Annotated in this window: 19 protein-coding genes, 1 pseudogene and 1 riboswitch; of the genes and pseudogenes, 2 read left to right on the top strand and 18 right to left on the bottom strand. The window is 63.8% G+C overall.

Features of this window, described 5'->3' with window-relative positions; all coding sequences use genetic code 11:
* Nucleotides 1–48 precede the first annotated feature (48 nt).
* Entirely contained in the window at nt 49–1554 is a 1506-nt protein-coding gene (locus tag LFT49_RS12670; RefSeq protein ID WP_237428432.1) for an MFS transporter, read from the bottom strand.
* Between the two features lie 920 nt (nt 1555–2474).
* On the opposite strand from LFT49_RS12670, the gene LFT49_RS12675 reads away from it, so the two are divergent.
* Complete coding sequence (locus LFT49_RS12675) at nt 2475–2927, top strand: DUF488 domain-containing protein (protein ID WP_192477076.1); 453 nt, start codon at nt 2475–2477, stop codon at nt 2925–2927.
* Here LFT49_RS12675 and LFT49_RS12680 read toward each other — a convergent pair.
* The 16 genes and pseudogenes from LFT49_RS12680 to LFT49_RS12755 form a co-directional block, all read right to left on the bottom strand.
* Nucleotides 2924–3805 (bottom strand): hypothetical protein, encoded by an 882-nt coding sequence (locus LFT49_RS12680; protein ID WP_237428433.1) that lies wholly within the window; start codon nt 3803–3805, stop codon nt 2924–2926. The genes LFT49_RS12675 and LFT49_RS12680 overlap by 4 nt on opposite strands.
* A 96-nt stretch (nt 3806–3901) precedes the next feature.
* Nucleotides 3902–5434 carry a hypothetical protein gene (locus tag LFT49_RS12685; RefSeq protein ID WP_192477168.1) on the bottom strand — a complete coding sequence of 511 codons (1533 nt, stop codon included), beginning with the start codon at nt 5432–5434 and terminating at the stop codon, nt 3902–3904.
* Between the two features lie 146 nt (nt 5435–5580).
* A pseudogene (locus tag LFT49_RS12690) lies at nt 5581–6264 on the bottom strand (magnesium chelatase domain-containing protein); the annotation flags it as partial.
* Nucleotides 6264–6620, bottom strand: a complete 357-nt coding sequence (locus LFT49_RS12695; RefSeq protein WP_236798650.1) for a YraN family protein — start codon at nt 6618–6620, stop codon at nt 6264–6266. The pseudogene LFT49_RS12690 and the gene LFT49_RS12695, both read right to left, overlap by 1 nt.
* Before the next feature lie 98 nt (nt 6621–6718).
* Nucleotides 6719–7045 (bottom strand): DUF2469 domain-containing protein, encoded by a 327-nt coding sequence (locus tag LFT49_RS12700; RefSeq protein ID WP_056335405.1) that lies wholly within the window; start codon nt 7043–7045, stop codon nt 6719–6721.
* A 48-nt stretch (nt 7046–7093) separates the two neighbouring features.
* On the bottom strand, nt 7094–7933 hold the full coding sequence (locus LFT49_RS12705; RefSeq protein WP_237428434.1) for a ribonuclease HII: 840 nt from the start codon (nt 7931–7933) through the stop codon (nt 7094–7096).
* A gap of 2 nt (nt 7934–7935) precedes the next feature.
* A complete protein-coding gene (gene lepB / locus LFT49_RS12710) occupies nt 7936–8769 on the bottom strand; it encodes a signal peptidase I (RefSeq protein ID WP_237428435.1) in 834 nt (277 codons plus the stop codon).
* Entirely contained in the window at nt 8770–9450 is a 681-nt protein-coding gene (gene lepB / locus LFT49_RS12715) for a signal peptidase I (protein WP_237428436.1), read from the bottom strand.
* A gap of 82 nt (nt 9451–9532) precedes the next feature.
* Entirely contained in the window at nt 9533–9892 is a 360-nt protein-coding gene (gene rplS / locus LFT49_RS12720) for a 50S ribosomal protein L19 (RefSeq protein ID WP_018768283.1), read from the bottom strand.
* A gap of 235 nt (nt 9893–10127) precedes the next feature.
* A complete protein-coding gene (gene trmD / locus LFT49_RS12725) occupies nt 10128–10940 on the bottom strand; it encodes a tRNA (guanosine(37)-N1)-methyltransferase TrmD (RefSeq protein ID WP_237428437.1) in 813 nt (270 codons plus the stop codon).
* Complete coding sequence (gene rimM / locus LFT49_RS12730; RefSeq protein WP_237428438.1) at nt 10941–11489, bottom strand: ribosome maturation factor RimM; 549 nt, start codon at nt 11487–11489, stop codon at nt 10941–10943.
* Nucleotides 11490–11607: 118 nt separating this feature from the next.
* Nucleotides 11608–11850 (bottom strand): RNA-binding protein, encoded by a 243-nt coding sequence (locus LFT49_RS12735; RefSeq protein WP_018759999.1) that lies wholly within the window; start codon nt 11848–11850, stop codon nt 11608–11610.
* Between the two features lies 1 nt (nt 11851).
* A complete protein-coding gene (rpsP, locus tag LFT49_RS12740; RefSeq protein WP_236798655.1) occupies nt 11852–12274 on the bottom strand; it encodes a 30S ribosomal protein S16 in 423 nt (140 codons plus the stop codon).
* 225 nt (nt 12275–12499) lie between these two features.
* The gene (locus LFT49_RS12745) at nt 12500–12952 is read right to left on the bottom strand and encodes a hypothetical protein (protein ID WP_236798656.1); all 453 of its coding nucleotides are present in this window, start codon (nt 12950–12952) and stop codon (nt 12500–12502) included.
* A 144-nt stretch (nt 12953–13096) separates the two neighbouring features.
* On the bottom strand, nt 13097–13972 hold the full coding sequence (locus tag LFT49_RS12750; protein WP_236819868.1) for a VOC family protein: 876 nt from the start codon (nt 13970–13972) through the stop codon (nt 13097–13099).
* 99 nt (nt 13973–14071) lie between these two features.
* Nucleotides 14072–15154, bottom strand: a complete 1083-nt coding sequence (locus tag LFT49_RS12755) for an amidohydrolase family protein (RefSeq protein WP_237428439.1) — start codon at nt 15152–15154, stop codon at nt 14072–14074.
* An 80-nt stretch (nt 15155–15234) separates the two neighbouring features.
* A riboswitch (TPP riboswitch) is annotated at nt 15235–15342 on the top strand.
* On the opposite strand from LFT49_RS12755, the gene thiC reads away from it, so the two are divergent.
* Nucleotides 15338–17164, top strand: a complete 1827-nt coding sequence (gene thiC / locus LFT49_RS12760; RefSeq protein WP_237428440.1) for a phosphomethylpyrimidine synthase ThiC — start codon at nt 15338–15340, stop codon at nt 17162–17164. Its footprint overlaps the riboswitch before it by 5 nt.
* Here thiC and LFT49_RS12765 read toward each other — a convergent pair.
* On the bottom strand, nt 17161–17895 hold the full coding sequence (locus LFT49_RS12765) for an alpha/beta hydrolase (protein ID WP_237428441.1): 735 nt from the start codon (nt 17893–17895) through the stop codon (nt 17161–17163). The genes thiC and LFT49_RS12765 overlap by 4 nt on opposite strands.
* Nucleotides 17896–17913: the final 18 nt, after the last annotated feature.

Genomic DNA, 17913 nt, shown 5'->3' on the forward strand with positions numbered 1-17913 from the left:
CCCCGACGAAAAACCGTCGGGGGCCCATCCTTTTAGGGTCTACTGGGTCTAGTCCGTTACCGCCTGAACGGTCCTCTTGGTCCCGGCAGGCTCGTCCAGGGAACGTTTGGGATTTGTGGGTTGAGCCCGCGGCCCACCGAGCAGCTCTGTGGGGGTTTTGGAAGTCTCGCGCATCCCGAGGACTGCGACGGCCGCGATGCCGGCGGCTACCGCACCAAAGATTGCTACCGGCAGCCAGCCGGACGGGCCCGGCACGAGAATCATCGCCGCGACCATCGGCGCGAAGCCGGCCAGGAGATTGCCCAGCTGATTGCTGACAGCCATGCCTGTGAAGCGCACAGGTGCCGGGAACTGCTCGGCAAAGAACGACGTCCACACCCCGTTGTAGCAGCTGAAGAACAACGTCATGTTGATGAACGCGGAGACCCCGATCAGCAGGACGTCCGTCGTCGATATCGCCCAAAGGTAACCGAAGATCGTGACCGCACACCCTACAGAGGAAATCAGCATCGTCCGCTTCCTGCCGATGACATCAGAGAGGTAGCCCGCTGCCGGAAGAGTGAAGACGGACAGCGCTATGGCGCCCGAGATGACCGCGAGCATCGCACTCCGGTCCACCCCGACCGAGGTTCCGTAGGACAAGCTGAAAACAGCGAACAAAGTCTGCATCGCTGCCATCAGCGATGCCCCGGCAACACAAATCACACTGCGCCAGTGGTACTTGAAAACATCGCTCAGCGGCAGCTTCCGGACTGCGCGTTCTTCCTTCGCTTCAGCGAACACGGGCGTTTCCTCCAGATGGCTCCGCACGTAGTAAGTAATCACGACAACGACCGCGCTGAGCCAGAAGGGAACCCGCCAGCCCCAGCCATAGAGGTGTTCGGCGGGCAGGAGCGCCACGGGAAGGAAAACAATGGTCGCCAACGAGCAGCCGACCGCGTAGCCAACCATAACGAAGCTGGTGAAGAAGCCCCGGCGTCCAACGGGGGAATGTTCAACTGTCAACGTCGAGGCGCCTGCGGATTCAGCCCCCGCGGAGAAACCCTGGACCACTCGCAAGACCACCAACAGTGCCGGGGCCAGCAGTCCCACCTGGTCAAATGTCGGAAGACATCCGATGGAGAACGAGGCGGCACCCATCATGACCACCGTGGCGAGCATGACCTTCTTGCGGCCAAGACGATCGCCGAAGTGCCCCATCACCATTGCGCCGACGGGCCGTGCCACATAACCCACCGCGAAAGTCGCGAACGATCCGATCAAGGCAACAGCGGGATCTCCGGAAGGAAAGAACAGCACATTGAAAACGAGGGCCGCTGCCGCGCCGTAAACAAAAAAGTCGTAGTACTCCAGTGCACTACCGAGGAGGGCGGCTGTCGCCGCCCGGCGGGGCGTCATCGCCGGCGGCGATGCTTTGGTGCTTGTCATGTGTTTCTCCCTTGAAACAGGCTCATTGGCCAGCGGAACAGATAGGTGGGAATGTCCTTGCACCCGCTCTAAGAAGCGCGGGTAGTCATGCCGCGGCGCCCCCAAATGTGACAGCCGCCACGGCATCTGTATCCACGGTAAAGAGTGTGTCGCAGCCCACAGTGTTCCAACTGTGAAACAGCCTCCGCCGCTATCAACCGGGCCCCAGTCGTGAAGTGACGCATGAATCCCAGCTACTGTTCAGAGATGTCGGCAGGGACGCCCTTCCCGTCTAACATCACAGCGACGCAGGCGCTAGGCGAGTCCGGCTAGGGCACACACCACAACCTGACGCGTCGGGGCGAAAACCTTCTCCTCTTGGAGGCCCCGTCGTCCTAGAGGCATTCGGGTCGATGCAGGCGTGCGGAAGAACGGGCCGAGGCCGAGGGCTGATGGAGTTCAGGACCATCTGAAGACCAGAGACGGCCGTGAGATGGCTTGGCGTGCTGGCCCCTTCTCATATACATGTTTAAGGTCATACCCCCGGAGGTCTATGTGAGGGGTATGTTTCCCACCTCATAAACGAGGGGGGAAGATCCCTGCGAAATCAGCACAAACGTCCCCCTTCCACTGCAATCACCACATGTTCACTAACTGTCGAGTTCCGACAGCACACGCTGGCCAAACCCGCCGTCGAGGGTGAGGGAAAGAGTTGATGGTGCATCAGCGTAGGTCCCCGGAACTGGAGACTCGTCCCTGGTTCGCCGCCGTTCGGATTTCGGTGGTAGTCACAGCAGGCTCACGGACAGAGGGCTCCGATGCCGTTACCTGCGGTTTTCCACATAGACCAAGACGCCCCTACCGGCAGCCGGCCCGCTGATGCTGCACTGGGGGCATGCTCAGCTACGAAGACATCATCCTGCTCGGAGAGGAACGTGTCCTTGTCATCCAGGAGCACCAGGAGGGCCGCTGCTGGTGCGGCCAGACATGGGATTGACCGCACCGGTAGAGGCTGCGGCAAAGCGGTGCGACGTCGGCCGATTTTGCGCCCGTGCAAGAATGAAACCATGTGGACTGAAACGAGCGGCGTCATCGGTGTTGGTTACGAAGGGAAGGACATTGCGTCGTTCCTTGAGGAACTGACGGCTTGGAAAATCGGGACGGTCGTGGACGTTCGGTTGAACCCGATCTCAAGGAAAAAAGGCTTCTCAAAGAGGGCGCTGAGCGAAGCACTAGCCGAAGCCGGCATCGGCTACAGCCACATGCCGGCGTTAGGGAATCCCAAAGACAACCGTGAAGGTTTCTGGGCTCCGGGAACTCCGGCTGCAAAGGTTGCGGGCGAGCGTTTCGAGTCTCTGCTTGACAGCGAATCAGCTGCTGAAAAGATTATTGAGCTCACCGACCTTGCCTCCCGGCAGCGTGTGGCCGTGCTGTGCTTTGAGGCCAGCGAGCTGTGCTGCCACCGCAAATACGTTCTCACGCGCGTAAAAGAACGCCTGGCGGCTCTGGTCGGCAGCTAACGAACCCCTGCTGCATAAACGCCCAAGACTCCGAACGCCTGGGGTCTTTTCAGCTGGTTACCCAGGAAAAACACCGGACCGCGGGCCGGAGCGCACAGCTGATCCAGGAATCTCTTTTGGATTGCCGCTTTGGCGGCTTCATCGGTGTCCCCCGCGTGCCGCCGCTGAAGTTCGGTGAATTCCCAATCCAGCAGACCTTGCCGGTGTCCTTTGCAAATCCTGCCAGTGCAGCGGTAGCGATAATGACCTTCAAACCTCGGCGGGGACAGGATCGATTTGTCCGTCTTGGGTCCAAAGAGTGTGTCTTGGTTCAGATGGGCTTCCATCTTGGCTTGTTGCTCCGAGGTCCACCCGTCGAAAAGTCGTAATTCCAGCTTGTCGATGTCCGCCGGCACTACGGCAGCCAGGGATGGGCCGGCCGATCCGTTCAAAGCGCGGGAGTTGAGTTCGCAGGTGTTGAATGCATCGATAAGCGGGTCAACGTGTGGGTGCCGTGGCTTCCACGGCTCAAGGTGGGAGTCGATGGTCAAGGAATCAAGGATAGGGGTGTAGCTCTCGGGTCGTCGATCTTTGGCCGCTGGTGTGAGCTTTAGCTTCACGATGTCGTACTTCTTGAATTTCGCGTCAGCCTGGAGATAGCGGAAAGGAATCGGGTAAAGACGGATCCATTCCGGGCCACCTTCCGCAAGTCTGAGACCGGCCACGCAAACAGTGTCACCATGGTTAGCCGAGGGCTGTGGAGCGGCCTTGACCGTAATCAGCACTTTCGCCTCCGTGATACCCGCTCCGAGTTCCTTTTCATACTCAGGCCGGCCGTTGGCGAACAGCCCTTCCCCGAACATCATTTCAGCTGCCCCCAAAAAATAACCCGCAGTCATTCGACTATCGGGACCATCCCTTCGATCCTAGCGGTCGGTGCCACTGTGCCTTGGCGTTGCACCGGGCAACATCGACGCGGAAGCTTCGAAGCACACTTAGGTAGCTGCCTTGCGGTTCTGCTCGTCATCAATGCGCTTGAACAGCCCAATTGAATCCCAGGTGGACGCCAGGAGCAGGTTCTCCCGTCCGGCCGCCGCCTTCAGGGTAGGCGTCATCAGCAATACTCCGTCAACGGAATCGTGCGCTGCTTTCGTTAGTAGGTCGGCCAGTTCATCGCCCGAGAGCGTGACAAGCGACTCCAGTTCTTCGATGGACAGCACCCCCACAGGGAAATCCGCATCCGGTAGTTGCGCGCGCATCGGCCAGTTTTGGTCCATATAGAACGGTTCCAAGGTAATGACGAGCCCTACGCGTGTTTTTGTCGGGTCGATTTCCGGGTTGACGGCTGCGATAGCTTCGATATCTCGATGCGACCGGTTCAGCTGGTCAATGCCTTTGCCGATTGAGCCGGAGACCGAATCGAGCCAGCTGTCCCTACCGACCCTAAGAGCCTCAATGGGCTGTCTTGCCTTGCACTCAATCAGCACGAGCAACCCGGGGAGGTCAAGGAACCAGTCACAAGAATCGATGCGGTTCTTCTTGAAAAGATACGGAACCTCAGGCTTGGACGAGCAATCACCGCTGACGAGTTCCAGGTGACGGCCTACATAATGCTGAAACACGTGACCCAGATCTCGAGCGAAACCGTCGCCGAATGCTTGGACGCCGAGAAAATAGATGGCCGGCGGAAGGGCCTTGGCAATGATCGCCTGGCACCAAGGCGCGATCGGATCATCAGTAATTCCGTCGATGAATGGTCGATTCGCAAGGGGGTTAAACGCGAACTTCTTCTGAGCCGAGGTCGCATGGTCTTGGAACTGACGGTTCACCCGCTTGAACTCGGCCACGGAGGTGACGAGCTGCTCAGTAAACGTCTGCCGCAGCGCCTTAAACGAGAGCACCTCCCCCAGCCCCTGAAATGCCTCACCGGTTAGCCACTGAAGACTAAATACGCCGTTGTTGGAATGAGCGCCAACAGATATGACAAACACCGATTCGACGTAGTCGTCAAGCGTCAGGCCGTTCGTGATCTCCTCGAACCAACCTGCGGTCATCTTTTCCGGCGAAAAGCCGTTTGGATGTTCGCTCATTGAGCCAAAGAGGAGAATGGTTCTTGAGAGCGCCGGGAAAATATTTCGCTGGCCGGGGAACTGCTCGAAGTACATCCGCGTGAGGGTCTTCGCGAAAGCATCAGACCGATCGGGGTTTGAGCGAAGTTCCTCATCGGTCAGGTGCACGTTCATATTACAAAGGCGCAGAAGGACTTTGCTGTCAGCTTGTGGTCGTTGGAACGATCCCCATGCAAGTGACGTGCGCGCAACGTCGGCAATATTCCACGGGTTGAGCCCCCGCCGACTCAGGGAATCGTCGCGGTCGTCATTGGGAGTAATCGCCGCACTCGCCGCGGCGCATTGAATCAGGAGAGTATCGCGATCAACGCTGCGGATTTGGCCCTTGAAGTCTTCCCAGCTAGCAGATTTCCGTCCTTGTTGATATGGATATCCAGGTGTGCTGCTGGTGATGATCATGCTCCGATCCTAACGGGCTGGTCGGTGCCCGGTTCTCTTTGACACTGCCACTGATCACTCGGTTACAGAACGTCCACGGCGACAGTGCCAACACCAGATAATCCTGATATACGAGCGCAACGTCATATCGATGGTTAAGGACAGGGACCCGGCGGCCCAGTGAGAAGCAGATGATGTGCCCCTGCGGCTGCAACTTCCAATGCCCTGCGGGCGTCGCCTTGGCCGGAGACATCTGCCATGTCCGGACACGGCCCCGGCGGCGAAGCACCATCCGCGTGATCGTCGGAGTCGTCCGGTTCGAAATCCAGGGCAAGCTCCTGGGGATCAGCGCCGAAGTCGAGGGCCAGCCGCGCCAGTGTGCGGTACCCGCGAACACTGGCACCCGGGACGAGGGAAGCCTCGGCAAAATTCGCTTGTGCCACCACGATCTCGGAGTAGCCTGCCTGGACCGACGCCATGACCGCAGGCAGAATGCCACGGACGGGCCGCAGCCTTCCATCGAGTCCCAGCTCAGCGATGAAGACAGTGCGTCCGGTGGGCTTGATGTCGTTCGCTGCCCGGAGCACCGCCATGGTCACGGCGAGGTCGAACCCGGATCCCCGCTTGGGCAGCGAGGCGGGTATGAGATTGGCGGTGATCTTCCTGCGGCTAAGCGGGATGCCGGAGTTCTTGGCGGCGGAACGGATACGCTCCTTGGCCTCGTTCAGCGAAGCATCCGGCAGGCCCAAAATGACAAACGCCGGCAGCGTCTGGCCGATATCCGCCTCGACCTCGACCAGGTAGCCATTCAGTCCCACCAGGGCGATGGAGTAGGTGCGGCCAAGCGCCATCACCCCACCCCCTTGAGGTGCTCCACCACAGGTTCGCCGCCGCCGTCGTCCACTACGGCGATGACGTCCACCCGGCGCAGCGGCATTCGCAGTTCCCGGTCCCGGCACCAAGCAGCGCCCAAACGGTGCAGCCGTGCCAGCTTTTCCGGGCCCACTGCCTCGAAAGGGTGGCCATAGTCCAGGGAGCGGCGGGTCTTTACCTCGGCGATGACCAGGGCATCGCCGTCAAGGGCAACGATGTCAATCTCGCCCTCGGCGCACCGCCAGTTGCGCTCCACCACCAGCATGCCCAAAGCTTCAAGGAAGCCGGCGGCGAGGTCCTCGCCGTGCCTGCCCAACAGGTCTTTTGATTTCATTTCTACCTCCGCAACCAGCCTGGCGGCGGAGGTCTGCGGGAGACAGAAGGGCCCTGCCGTATGTGGACAGGGCCTGATGTGGAGGGAAAGTGGTGGCGCTAGTTGCCCAGGTCCACATCCTTGGGCAGGGCCAGCTCCTCGTTGCGGGGCAGTTCCTCGACGTTGACGTCCTTGAAGGTCAGGACCCTGACGCTTTTGACGAACCGGGCCGAACGGTAGACGTCCCACACCCAGGCATCCTGGAGGGTCAGGTCGAAGTAGACCTCGCCGTCGGCGCTGCGGGCCTGGAGGTCCACGTGGTTGGCAAGGTAAAAGCGGCGCTCGGTCTCGACAACGTAGCTGAACAGGCCGACGACGTCGCGGTATTCACGGTAGAGCTGAAGCTCCATGTCGGTTTCATAGTTCTCAAGATCTTCAGCACTCATGCTTCCATCTTGCACCATGTGCGGCGCGCCTGGCGCCGGGCGCAGGAGTCAGTCTTCGTACGACTCTTCCCCGTCAGGGACGTCCACGCCCTGCAGCTCCCCGCCGAACAGCCGCCAGCTGACCCGGTGGTAGGGCGTGGGGCCGGCAGCACGCAGCACGTTCCGGTGGCCAGCGGTGGCGTAGCCCTTGTTGATGTCCCATCCATAATCGGGATACTCAGTGTGCAGTTCCCGCATCATCCGGTCCCGCTCCACTTTGGCGATGACACTGGCGGCGGCCACGCTGAGGCACTGCATGTCCGCCTTGACCTTGGTGTGGACCGGAGCCTCGCAGCCCGCCTCCAGCACGGGCTGGTCAAACAGGGACAGCTGTTCCGCCGGGGAAAGCCAGTTGTGGCTTCCGTCCAGCAGCACAGCGTCCGGGATGGTTCCGGCGTCCAGGATGCTCCCCCAGGCGCGGGTTCCCGCCAGCCGCAGGGCGGCAATGATCCCCAGGGAGTCGATCTCGTCCGCACTGGCGTGCCCCACCGCTGAGGCCACGCTCCACCGCCGCACCAGGGGATCCAGCCGTTCCCGCTCGGCCGGGCTGAGCAGTTTACTGTCCCGCACGCCTGCCAGCGGCTTCTGGCGCTCCAGGTCGACGACGGCGATTCCCACGCTGACAGGGCCTGCAAGGGCCCCGCGGCCCACCTCGTCCACGCCGGCCAGGAACCGTACGCCCTGGGCCTTGAAGGTCCGCTCATACCTCAGGGTGGGCGCCTTGGCGCCACGTGCAACCGGCTTGGAGGCTGCGCGCGCCTTCGCTGCCGGAGAAGCCTGCACTGACGGGGAAGCCTCCACCGACGGTGAAACCTCCACCGATGGAGAAGCATGCACTGCCGGGGACATGGTCACTTCGCCGCCGGGACGTTCTTGAACACGTCCGGATAGTTGTCCAAGGTCTTGATCCTGTTCAGCGGCCACGCGATCACGGCGGCCTTGCCTTCCAGATCCTTGAGGTCGATGAATCCGCCGTCGGTCTCCATATGGGCGCGCGAATCGGCGGAGTGGTTCCGGTTGTCACCCATCACCCACACCTTGCCTTCCGGGACGGTGACGTCAAAGTTGCGGACCTGCGGCACCTCGGCGGGATTGATGTAGGTCTCGTCGAGCGAGGTTCCGTTAAGGGTCAGTTTACCGCCGGCGTCACAGCAAACCACGTGGTCGCCCGGCAGTCCGATGACGCGCTTGACCAGGTGCTGCTCCGAATTGTCCGGCAGGAGGCCAACGAACGTGAGGCCGTCCTGGACCCAGGTGAACGGGCCCTGTGCCTTGGCCGGTGCCGGAGGCAGCCATCCCTTGGTGTCACGGAACACCACAACATCCCCGCGGCTCAGGGCAAACGGTTCCGGGACCAGGAGGTTGACGAAGATGCGGTCGTCCACGTCCAGGGTGTTCACCATGGATTCGGAGGGGATGAAGAATGCCCGGAAGAGGAAGGTCTTGATGAGGAAGGACAGCACCACCGCGATGACCACCACCGTGGCGATTTCCTTCAGCCACCCGAGGAAGGGGTTGCCGGTGGACTTGCCGGCAGCCTTGGACTCCGCCCGGTTCCGCCGGTGGACGGGTGCGGTTGACTCCGGATCCTCCCCCGGAGCCGACGTGGAGGAGGCCTGGACGGCGGGCGTTTCTGAAGCGCCGTCGTGGCGCGGTTCAGGTTTCCGCGCGTGGTTCTCGGGCATTTACCGTCCGTTCTGTGTTGTTGGCCCCGTTGCGGGCGGCCGTGCTACAGGAGCAAATCTATCAAGCGGCCAAAGGATCTGGACCGGCCGGCCGATCACCCGGTCCAGCGGCACCAGGCCACCGCCCGGGGCGCCGAGCAGGCTGCGGGAATCGGCGGAGACGGAGCGGTGGTCCCCCATCAGCCATAGCCTGCCTTCCGGAACCAGGGTGCTGAATTTCTGGGTGCTGGGCACGTCCCCCGGAAAAACATAGGGCTCGTCAAGGGGAACGCCGTTGACGGTGACCTTCCCGGCAGCGTCGCAGCAGACCACTGTGTCGCCTGGAACGCCGATGGCCCTTTTGACGTAGGTGGTGTCGCTGCCGGCGACGCCGAGCCACTGCAGGGCGGACGCCGCGGCGTCCGCGAAGGGGCCCTTGCCGCTATTCAGCGGGGCGAAGCTGCCGCGGCCGTCAAAGACGACAACGTCCCCGCGCCGGATGGGTTCGGACTGGAAGTCCGTGCGCGATACCAGGATGCGGTCCCCGCCTTCCAGGAGCGGCTCCATGGACTGCGAGGGGATGAAGTAGACATCCAGCCACAGTGACCGGACCAGTCCGCTGATGGCAACAGCAAGGAGCAACGCCGCTGCAACGACAAAACGCCAGCCCTTTTTGCGGGGCTGGCGTTTTGTCTGGTGCATGGTCCGTATCCTGGCGCTGGTGTTGCTCCGGCGCTTGCCGGCTACGGCCGCGCTCCGGCGTGGCAGTGAGTCCGGGCTGGACTTACTTGGCGGAGCTGAAGTCGCGCTTTTCCTTGATCTTGGCGGCCTTACCGCGCAGTGCACGCATGTAGTACAGCTTGGCGCGGCGGACGTCACCCTTGGTGACAACCTCGATCTTTTCGATGATCGGGGAGTGCACCGGGAAGGTACGCTCCACGCCGACACCGAAGGAAACCTTGCGGACGGTGAAGGTTTCGCGAACGCCATCGCCCTGGCGACCCAGGACGAAGCCCTGGAAGACCTGGACACGGGTGTTCTTGCCTTCGATGATGTTCACGTGCACCTTCAGGGTGTCGCCCGCGCGGAACTCGGGAACATCGTTGCGCAGCGAGGCTGCATCGACGGAGTCGAGAATATGCATGATTGCACTCCTGGTGAACGCCACAGGTCATTCACTTTGGGTAACGGCAGGCAAGTCGGCCCACTGGAAAGCAGGCCGGGCATCACCGCCGAAGTAAAGTAGTCCGGCCGCTTCAAGGCTTGATGGGGCCGGTTGCCACGCTGTTGGCCGCGCTACCCCCTGTGGCAGGTGCGGACCCAGCAGACACAAGGGTTAATTTTGCCACAGCAGCAGGGTTACGCCAATTCCGCCGGGGTTAACCCTCCTGTGCGGCGTCCGGTTCCGGGCGGCGGACCAGGCGGCCGTCCACGACGTCGTAGCCCAGGTTGTGCAATTCGGTGCGGTCGGCACGTGGGAGGCTGCCGGCGTCGAACCCCTGCAGGAGGTCCGGGCGGCGCTCTGCCGTCCTGCGGTACTGTTCGTGGCGGCGCCACTGGGCGATCCTGCCATGGTTGCCGCTGAGGAGCACCGGCGGCACTTCGCGGTCCCGCCAGACCGAAGGCTTGGTGTAGACCGGGTATTCCAGGAGCCCGTCGGAGTGGGATTCCTCCACCAGGGACTCGGGATTGCCGACAACGCCGGGGAGCAGGCGGCCGATGGCCTCCACCATGGCAAGGACGGCCACTTCCCCGCCATTGAGCACATAGTCGCCCAGGCTGACGGGGCGGACGGTGAAGTGTTCCTGCGCCCATTCGATGACGCGTTCATCGATGCCTTCGTACCGCCCGCACGCAAACGCCAGATGCTGCTCCTCCGCCAGTTCATAGGCTAGGGCCTGGGTGAACCGCTCGCCCGCAGGGGACGGAACGATGAGCACGGGCTTGCGCTGCGGATCCGGGCGCCCTTCCGCCACGGCGGTGAGGGCCTGCGCCCAGGGCTCGGGCTTCATGACCATTCCAGCGCCACCGCCGTACGGGGTGTCGTCCACGGAACGGTGCTTGTCAGTGGTGAAGCTGCGCAGGTCGTGGACGTGCAGGTCCAGGATTCCATCCTGGCGGGCCTTGCCGATCAGCGAGAGTTCCAGCGGGGCAAGGTATTCAGGAAAGATGCTGACGACGTCGATCCGCATCTAGTCCCTGCCTTCCGTTTCGGGGGCAGCAGCTTCGTCGGAGTTCAGTTCGAAGAGCCCGTCCGGCGGGGTGAGGAGGATGTAGCCCTCCTCGACGTTGACTTCCGGCACGATTTGTTCCACGAACGGGATGAGGATTTCTTCACCGCCGGGGGTGGTGACCATGAGCAGGTCCTGGACGGGCATGGTGTTCAGCGCCGTCACCTTGCCCACCACCCGGGAGCCGATCCTGGCCTCAAGGCCGACCAGTTCGTGCTCGTACCAGCCCTCGTCATCGTCGTCCTCGTCAAGCTCCTCGGTTTCGATGAACAGCTTGGCGCCGCGAAGGGTTTCAGCCTGGTTGCGGTCAGCCACTTCCTCGAATCCGAGCAGCAGGATGTCCTTGTTCCAGCGGGCGCTGCTCACAGTGAGGGGACCGGACGCAGCAGGCTCAACCACGAACGTGGTACCGGGGACAAACCGGTCCTCCGGGGCGTCCGTCAGCACCTGGACCGTGACTTCCCCGCGAATGCCGTGCGGCTTGCCGATCCGCGCCACCTGAAGCTGCATCTGTTCCTCTGTTCCGGGTTGTGGTGTTTCTGATGAAAGGACTGTGTTGTTGAAAGCAAACCGGCCCCTCCACCTGATGGTGGAGGGGCCGGAGCAAGAACTGAATGTTGCCGAGCGCTCAGCGGCGGCGGTCGGTGTCGACGACGTCGACGCGTACCGGTTCGCCACCGGCCAGTGCTGCCACCACGGTGCGCAGTGCGCGTGCCGTGCGGCCCTGGCGGCCGATCACCCGTCCAAGGTCATCCTGGTGAACGCGCACCTCGAGGGTATCCCCGCGGCGGTTGTTCTTCGAACTGACCTTGACGTCATCCGGGGAATCGACGATTCCACGGACCAGGTGCTCCAGCGCTTCTGCCAGCAATCTACTCAGCCTCGGTGGTCTCAGCTTCGGCGTCGGCAGGGGCCTCGGCAGCGTCAGACTTGGAGGCCTTCTTGGTGATGGCTTCCGGGATGATGACCGAGCCCTTCTCCGGGGCGACGAAGGATTCCTTCTCGACCTTGGTCTTGAGGGTGCCTTCCTGGCCCGGCAGGCCCTTGAACTTCTGCCAGTCACCGGTGATCTTCAGGATCGCGGCAACCTGCTCGGACGGCTGGGCGCCGACGGACAGCCAGTACTGGGCACGCTCTGAGTTGACCTCGATGTATGAGGGCTCTTCGGTGGGGTGGTACTTGCCGATCTCCTCGATGGCACGGCCATCACGCTTGGTGCGTGAGTCCGCGACGACGATGCGGTAGTACGGTGCGCGCATCTTACCGAAGCGCTTAAGGCGAATCTTTACGGCCACTTTTGTGGTCACTCCTGTTTCAGAAAAGGGGTGAACCCGGCTTTCTGCACCCGTGGGGCGGGCCGTACTTGCGGGCTCGAAGGACAGGATCCGGACGCGGAGAGAGGGGCCGCGCAGATCGAGTACCTGTCCATTGTGCCAGATGAGCGCGGTTAATTCGACTTGGCGCGGGCGTGGCTGGCGCGCCGGCCATACGGGGAGCGCCGAAGGGTTCCAGGACCCGGCTCAGGCGGACCAGACGTACAGTCCGGTCCGTTCTGAATCGTCGATTCCGGCGGCGAGCTGCGCCAGTTGCTGCACATAGGTCCGGGCCTGGCCTGCGTCGAAGGGCATGTCCTCCTGGGCGGCCCACTGTTCGGCAACGTCGTCGAGGACGTTGCCTTCGCCTTCGGTTTCGTATGAGAGCAGATCCGCCAGGGCGCGGACCATGGCCGGCGGCACGGCGAGGAGCGAGTCGCTGGCAACGTCCACCATGGTCAGCTCGTAGTCGGCGCCGCCCGCGTGGACGGCCGTTCCCGCCAGGTCGCCCAGCTGCTCAACCTCGAAGTCGCTGATTCCCTGGATCCGCACCGCATGGGCGGCAGGGCCGCCAGCCGCGGAGCCGCTGCCCTCGTCGAGGATGCCGGCGCGTTTCAGCGCGGCGTCATGGGTGGCGACAAAGATCTCGGTGAAGCCCATGGGGTTGCCCTTCTTCCGTTAGCGGGACAGCGCGCCGGGCGCTGCCCGGCCGTACGGGATCAGCCTAGTAGTTGCCCGCCTGCCCGCGCACGCCGGACCCTTTCTGTGCTGCCCCGCCGCGCAAACGGGGGCCAAGTCCACCCGTCAGCGGACGGCTACCCGGATCCGGTTGCGCCACGGGTCCTCGAAGCGGAGCTCGGCACCGGTGTGGTGCGAGGCCACTCCGGCAACCTTGAGGCGGTCCGCCAGCGCCCCGACGTCGTCCCCTGAAGGAACTTCAATCAGCACCTCGCCGAGCCCCAGGGTGTCCTTGCGCGGCCCGGCACCGCGGCTGTTCCAGACGTTCATTGCCATGTGGTGGTGGTAGCGGCCGGCGGAAACAAACAATGCCTGCCCGTGCCAGCCGGCCGTCTTTTCGAAGCCGAGGGTTCCCACGTAGAAGTCCCGGGCGGCCTGGACGTCACCCACCTGGAGGTGCACGTGGCCAACGCCTGCGGTTGTCCGGCGCTGGCCTTCCAGCGACTCTTCGGTGAGGTACTGCTCCAGGTAGCGCTGCGGCGGGAGGGCAAGGCTGTCCATGACGACGTCCGTCCCGTTCCAGGACCAGTTGCTGCGCGGGCGGTCCCAGTACAGTTCAATGCCGTTGCCCTCGGGGTCGGTGAAATAGAAGGCCTCGCTCACCAAGTGGTCGGCGCTGCCGGTGAAGGACCGCGGCTCGTACTGGGCGGCCGTGGCGACGGTGGCGGCCAGGGAAGCCTGGTCTTCGAACAGCAGGGCGGTGTGGAACAGGCCCGCCTCTCCCCTGCCGGGAATATGCAGTCCCGGCGCCGGGGCCAGGTGGACCAGCGGCCTGCCGAGCCGGCCAAGGTAGAGTCCGCCGTCCTGCTCAGCCACCACCTCGAGTCCCAGCGCGCGCTGGTAGTAGTCGGCCATGAGCTTCATGTCGCCCACCTTGAGCATCACGGTGCCCATGGCGAGGTCGGCAGGAAGAAGATCCTGGCTGCTGGCTGCTGCGGTCATTGATGGCTCCTTGTGTTGGAGGCCGTCCCAATGGCGGCCTGTCACACATTAAAATTACTTGAAGCTTCAATTTATTCCAAGTCCCCAAGGGCCCTCTGGTCAGCGGATGATGCGGCCGCCCAGCACCACATGCTCAAGCGACCTGATGGTCTCCGGCACGGCCCGGGGGTCTTCCCGGCACACCACCGCGTCGGCCCGCGCTCCTTCCGCCAGGACGCCCGCCCCCAGCCAGGTCCGGGCGGCCCAGCATGCGGCATCCAGTGCTGCCGTCATTGGCAGGCCGGCGCCGTGCAGTTCAAGGATTTCGTCCGCGATCCTGCCGTGGCGGATTGTGCTGCCGGCATCGGTTCCGGCAAAGATGCGCACGCCGGCTGCGTGGGCCTCGGCCGCCCGTTCCAGCCTGCGTTCCCACAGGGCGCGCATGTGGGCGGCGTAGCGCGGGAACTTGGAATCCGCCTGCGCCGCGATGTCCGGAAAGGTGGCGATATTGATGAGGGTGGGCACGATCGGTATGCCCTGTTCGGCGAACCGGGGCAGGTGGCGGGGCAGGAGGCCCGTGGCATGTTCAATGCAGTCGATTCCGGCATCCAGCATCTGGTCCAGGGTGTCCTCGGCGAAACAGTGGGCGGTCACCCGGGCACCTTCGTCATGCGCTGCCTGGACGGCGTCACGGACGACGGCGGCGGGAAAGGAAGGAGCCAGGTCACCGGCGCCGCGGTCAATCCAGTCCCCCACCAGCTTGACCCAGCCGTCGCCGTCGCGCGCCTGCTTGCGGACGGCCTCCACGAGGCCCTCCGGCTCCACTTCCTCCGCGAAGCCGCGCAGGTAGCGCCGCGTTCGGGCGATGTGCCGCCCGGCACGGATCAGCAGCGGGAAATCCCCGCGGCCCTGCATCCAGCGGGTGTCGGCCGGTGAACCGGCGTCACGGACCAGCAGGGTTCCTGCGTTGAGGTCAGCCAGGGCCTGCTCCGCAGCCGTGGCGGCGTCAACGGGGCCGCCCGGTCCCAGCCCGATGTGGCAGTGCGCGTCAACGAAACCCGGCAGTACCCAGCCATGGAGGACCCTGCCCGGCTCCGTCACGGGACGGGTGAAGGTGAGGCTCCCGTCCACGGACCAAAGCCCGTACCGGATGCTGTCGGGTCCGGTCAGGACGGGTCCGCTGAATTCAATGACTTGTGGCATCAGGACTTCCTTTCATTGCCCGGACAGGCTAGCACCGCGGATTGTGACAACGCGGTCCCAGGGGCCTGTGGTAGCTTCGTTCCTGACCACACGGGTGCCCCTGCAGGGGCTGAGATCGGGCTGACGCGGCCTGCGACCGTTGAACCTGTCCGGGTAATGCCGGCGAAGGAAGTGAGTATTCCCTTGAGTACACAAAACACCCAGTTAAACGCTGCCCAAATCCAGGCAGAAACAACAGCGGACGCTCAGACAGCACTTCAGGTGACCCAGTCCCTGAAGTCGCATTCGCTGGCCTTTATCGAAGATCCCGGCGCCGGGATCCGGGTGCCGGTAACGGAAATTTCCCTTGAGCCATCCCCCAACGGCCGGCCCAACGAACCGTTCCGCACCTACCGGACAGCGGGGCCGGGCAGCGACCCCGTCCGGGGCCTTCAGCCCTTCCGTTCGGAGTGGATTGAGGCACGGGCAGACACCGAGGCGTACACCGGCAGGGAGCGCAACCTGCTCGATGACGGCCGCTCGGCAGTCCGCCGGGGTGCCGCCTCTGCAGAATGGAAGGGCGCCCGGCCGGTGCCCCGCCGCGCCGTCGACGGCCGGACAGTGACGCAGATGCACTATGCCCGGCAGGGCATCATCACCCAGGAAATGCGGTTCGTGGCGCTGCGGGAAAACTGCGACGTCGAGCTGGTCCGCAGCGAGCTGGCCGCCGGCCGCGCGATCATCCCCAGCAACATCAACCATCCCGAGTCCGAGCCGATGATCATCGGCAAGGCCTTCCTGGTGAAGATCAACGCCAACATCGGCAATTCCGCGGTCACCAGCTCCATCGCGGAGGAGGTGGACAAGCTGCAGTGGGCCACGCAGTGGGGCGCCGACACCGTCATGGACCTGTCCACCGGCGACGACATCCACACCACCAGGGAATGGATCATCCGCAACTCCCCCGTCCCCATCGGGACAGTACCGATCTACCAAGCCCTGGAAAAGGTCAACGGCGAGGCCAACGCGCTGACATGGGAGATTTTCCGCGACACTGTCATTGAACAGTGCGAGCAGGGCGTTGACTACATGACCATCCACGCCGGCGTGCTGCTGCGGTACGTCCCGCTCACAGCCAACCGCGTAACGGGCATCGTCTCGCGCGGCGGCTCCATCATGGCCGGCTGGTGCCTGGCCCACCACCAGGAAAACTTCCTGTACACGCACTTCGATGAGCTATGCGAGATCTTCGCGAAGTACGACGTTGCGTTTTCCCTGGGTGACGGTCTGCGCCCCGGTTCCACCGCTGACGCCAACGACGCCGCCCAGTTCGCGGAGCTGGACACGCTGGCCGAGCTGACGCAGCGCGCCTGGGAATACGACGTGCAGGTGATGGTGGAAGGCCCTGGCCACGTCCCCTTCCACCTGGTCCGGGAAAACGTCGAGCGCCAGCAAGAGCTGTGCAAGGGCGCGCCGTTCTACACCCTGGGGCCGCTGGTGACTGATGTTGCCCCGGGCTATGACCACATCACGTCGGCCATCGGTGCCACCGAGATTGCCCGGTACGGGACCGCGATGCTCTGCTACGTCACCCCGAAGGAACACCTGGGCCTGCCCAACAAGGACGACGTGAAGACCGGCGTGATCACCTACAAGATCGCCGCCCATGCTGCGGACCTGGCCAAGGGCCACCCGGGCGCGCACGAGCGGGACGACGCGCTGTCCAAGGCCCGTTTCGAGTTCCGCTGGCGGGACCAGTTCGCGCTGTCCCTGGACCCTGTCACCGCCGAGGCGTTCCACGATGAGACGCTGCCGGCCGAGCCCGCCAAAACGGCGCACTTCTGCTCGATGTGCGGGCCTAAGTTCTGCTCCATGCGGATCAGCCAGGACATCCGTGATGAATTCGGCTCCGCGGAGGCCCAAGCGGCGCTTGCCGGCGTGGCATCGGGGATGCGGGAGAAGAGCGAGGAGTTCCTGGCCGCGGGCGGCAAGGTGTACCTGCCGGAGCTGCGGGTTCCCGCGGAAAGCTAGGACGCCCGGGCCGGCTGGCTCCGGCTGACCTGCCGAATGAACTGCCGGATTGCCTGGTCCCCCTCCGGGGAGTCCTGGGGCCGGTGCCCTCCCGTGGCAACGCGGTGCAGGGCGCCGGTCTCCCGAAGGTACCCGGCGATTTCCTCATACAGCGGCTCCCAGCCGCCGGTCAGGACCAGCGTGGGCACGCCGGGGACGATGTGCAGCGGCGCCTCCCAGGACGGCGACTGGAGCCGGAGCCTGCGGGCGGACCTCTTCTCCTCGGCGGTGGCCGGCTCCTGGAGGTCCGTGGCATAGACCCGGCGGACGAATTCGCGCTGGAAGTCCTCGTCGCTTAGCTGGTGGCGCACCTCGAAGAGGGGCTGCATCAAGCTGATGTGGGCGGCTGTGGCCGGCAGTTCCGCGGTCAGCGACAGGCACGCCGGTTCCACCAGGGTCAATGAGAAGACCAGGTCCGGGCTTTCCACCGCGGCCATCATGGCGGCGATTGCCCCTTGGGAATGGGCCACAACGTGCCCGCCGGCGGCGCCGCGGCCGTCATCGGCGAGGGAGCGCAGGATGATGGCGGTGTCTGCGGCGAAGGAGGACTCCAGCGGCTCCGCGACGGCATCGTAGCCGTGCCGCCGGAGGAACAGGGCGTCATAGGACAGTGCCATGCCGTGCTGGCGCGGCCACGCGGCAGCGCCAAAGTTTCCGGCGCCGTGCACGAACACTACCCTCTGCTTGAACATGTCCCAACCCTATTCCAC

It is taken from the genome of Arthrobacter sp. FW306-06-A, from assembly GCF_021870055.1.
Lineage (GTDB): Bacteria > Actinomycetota > Actinomycetes > Actinomycetales > Micrococcaceae > Arthrobacter.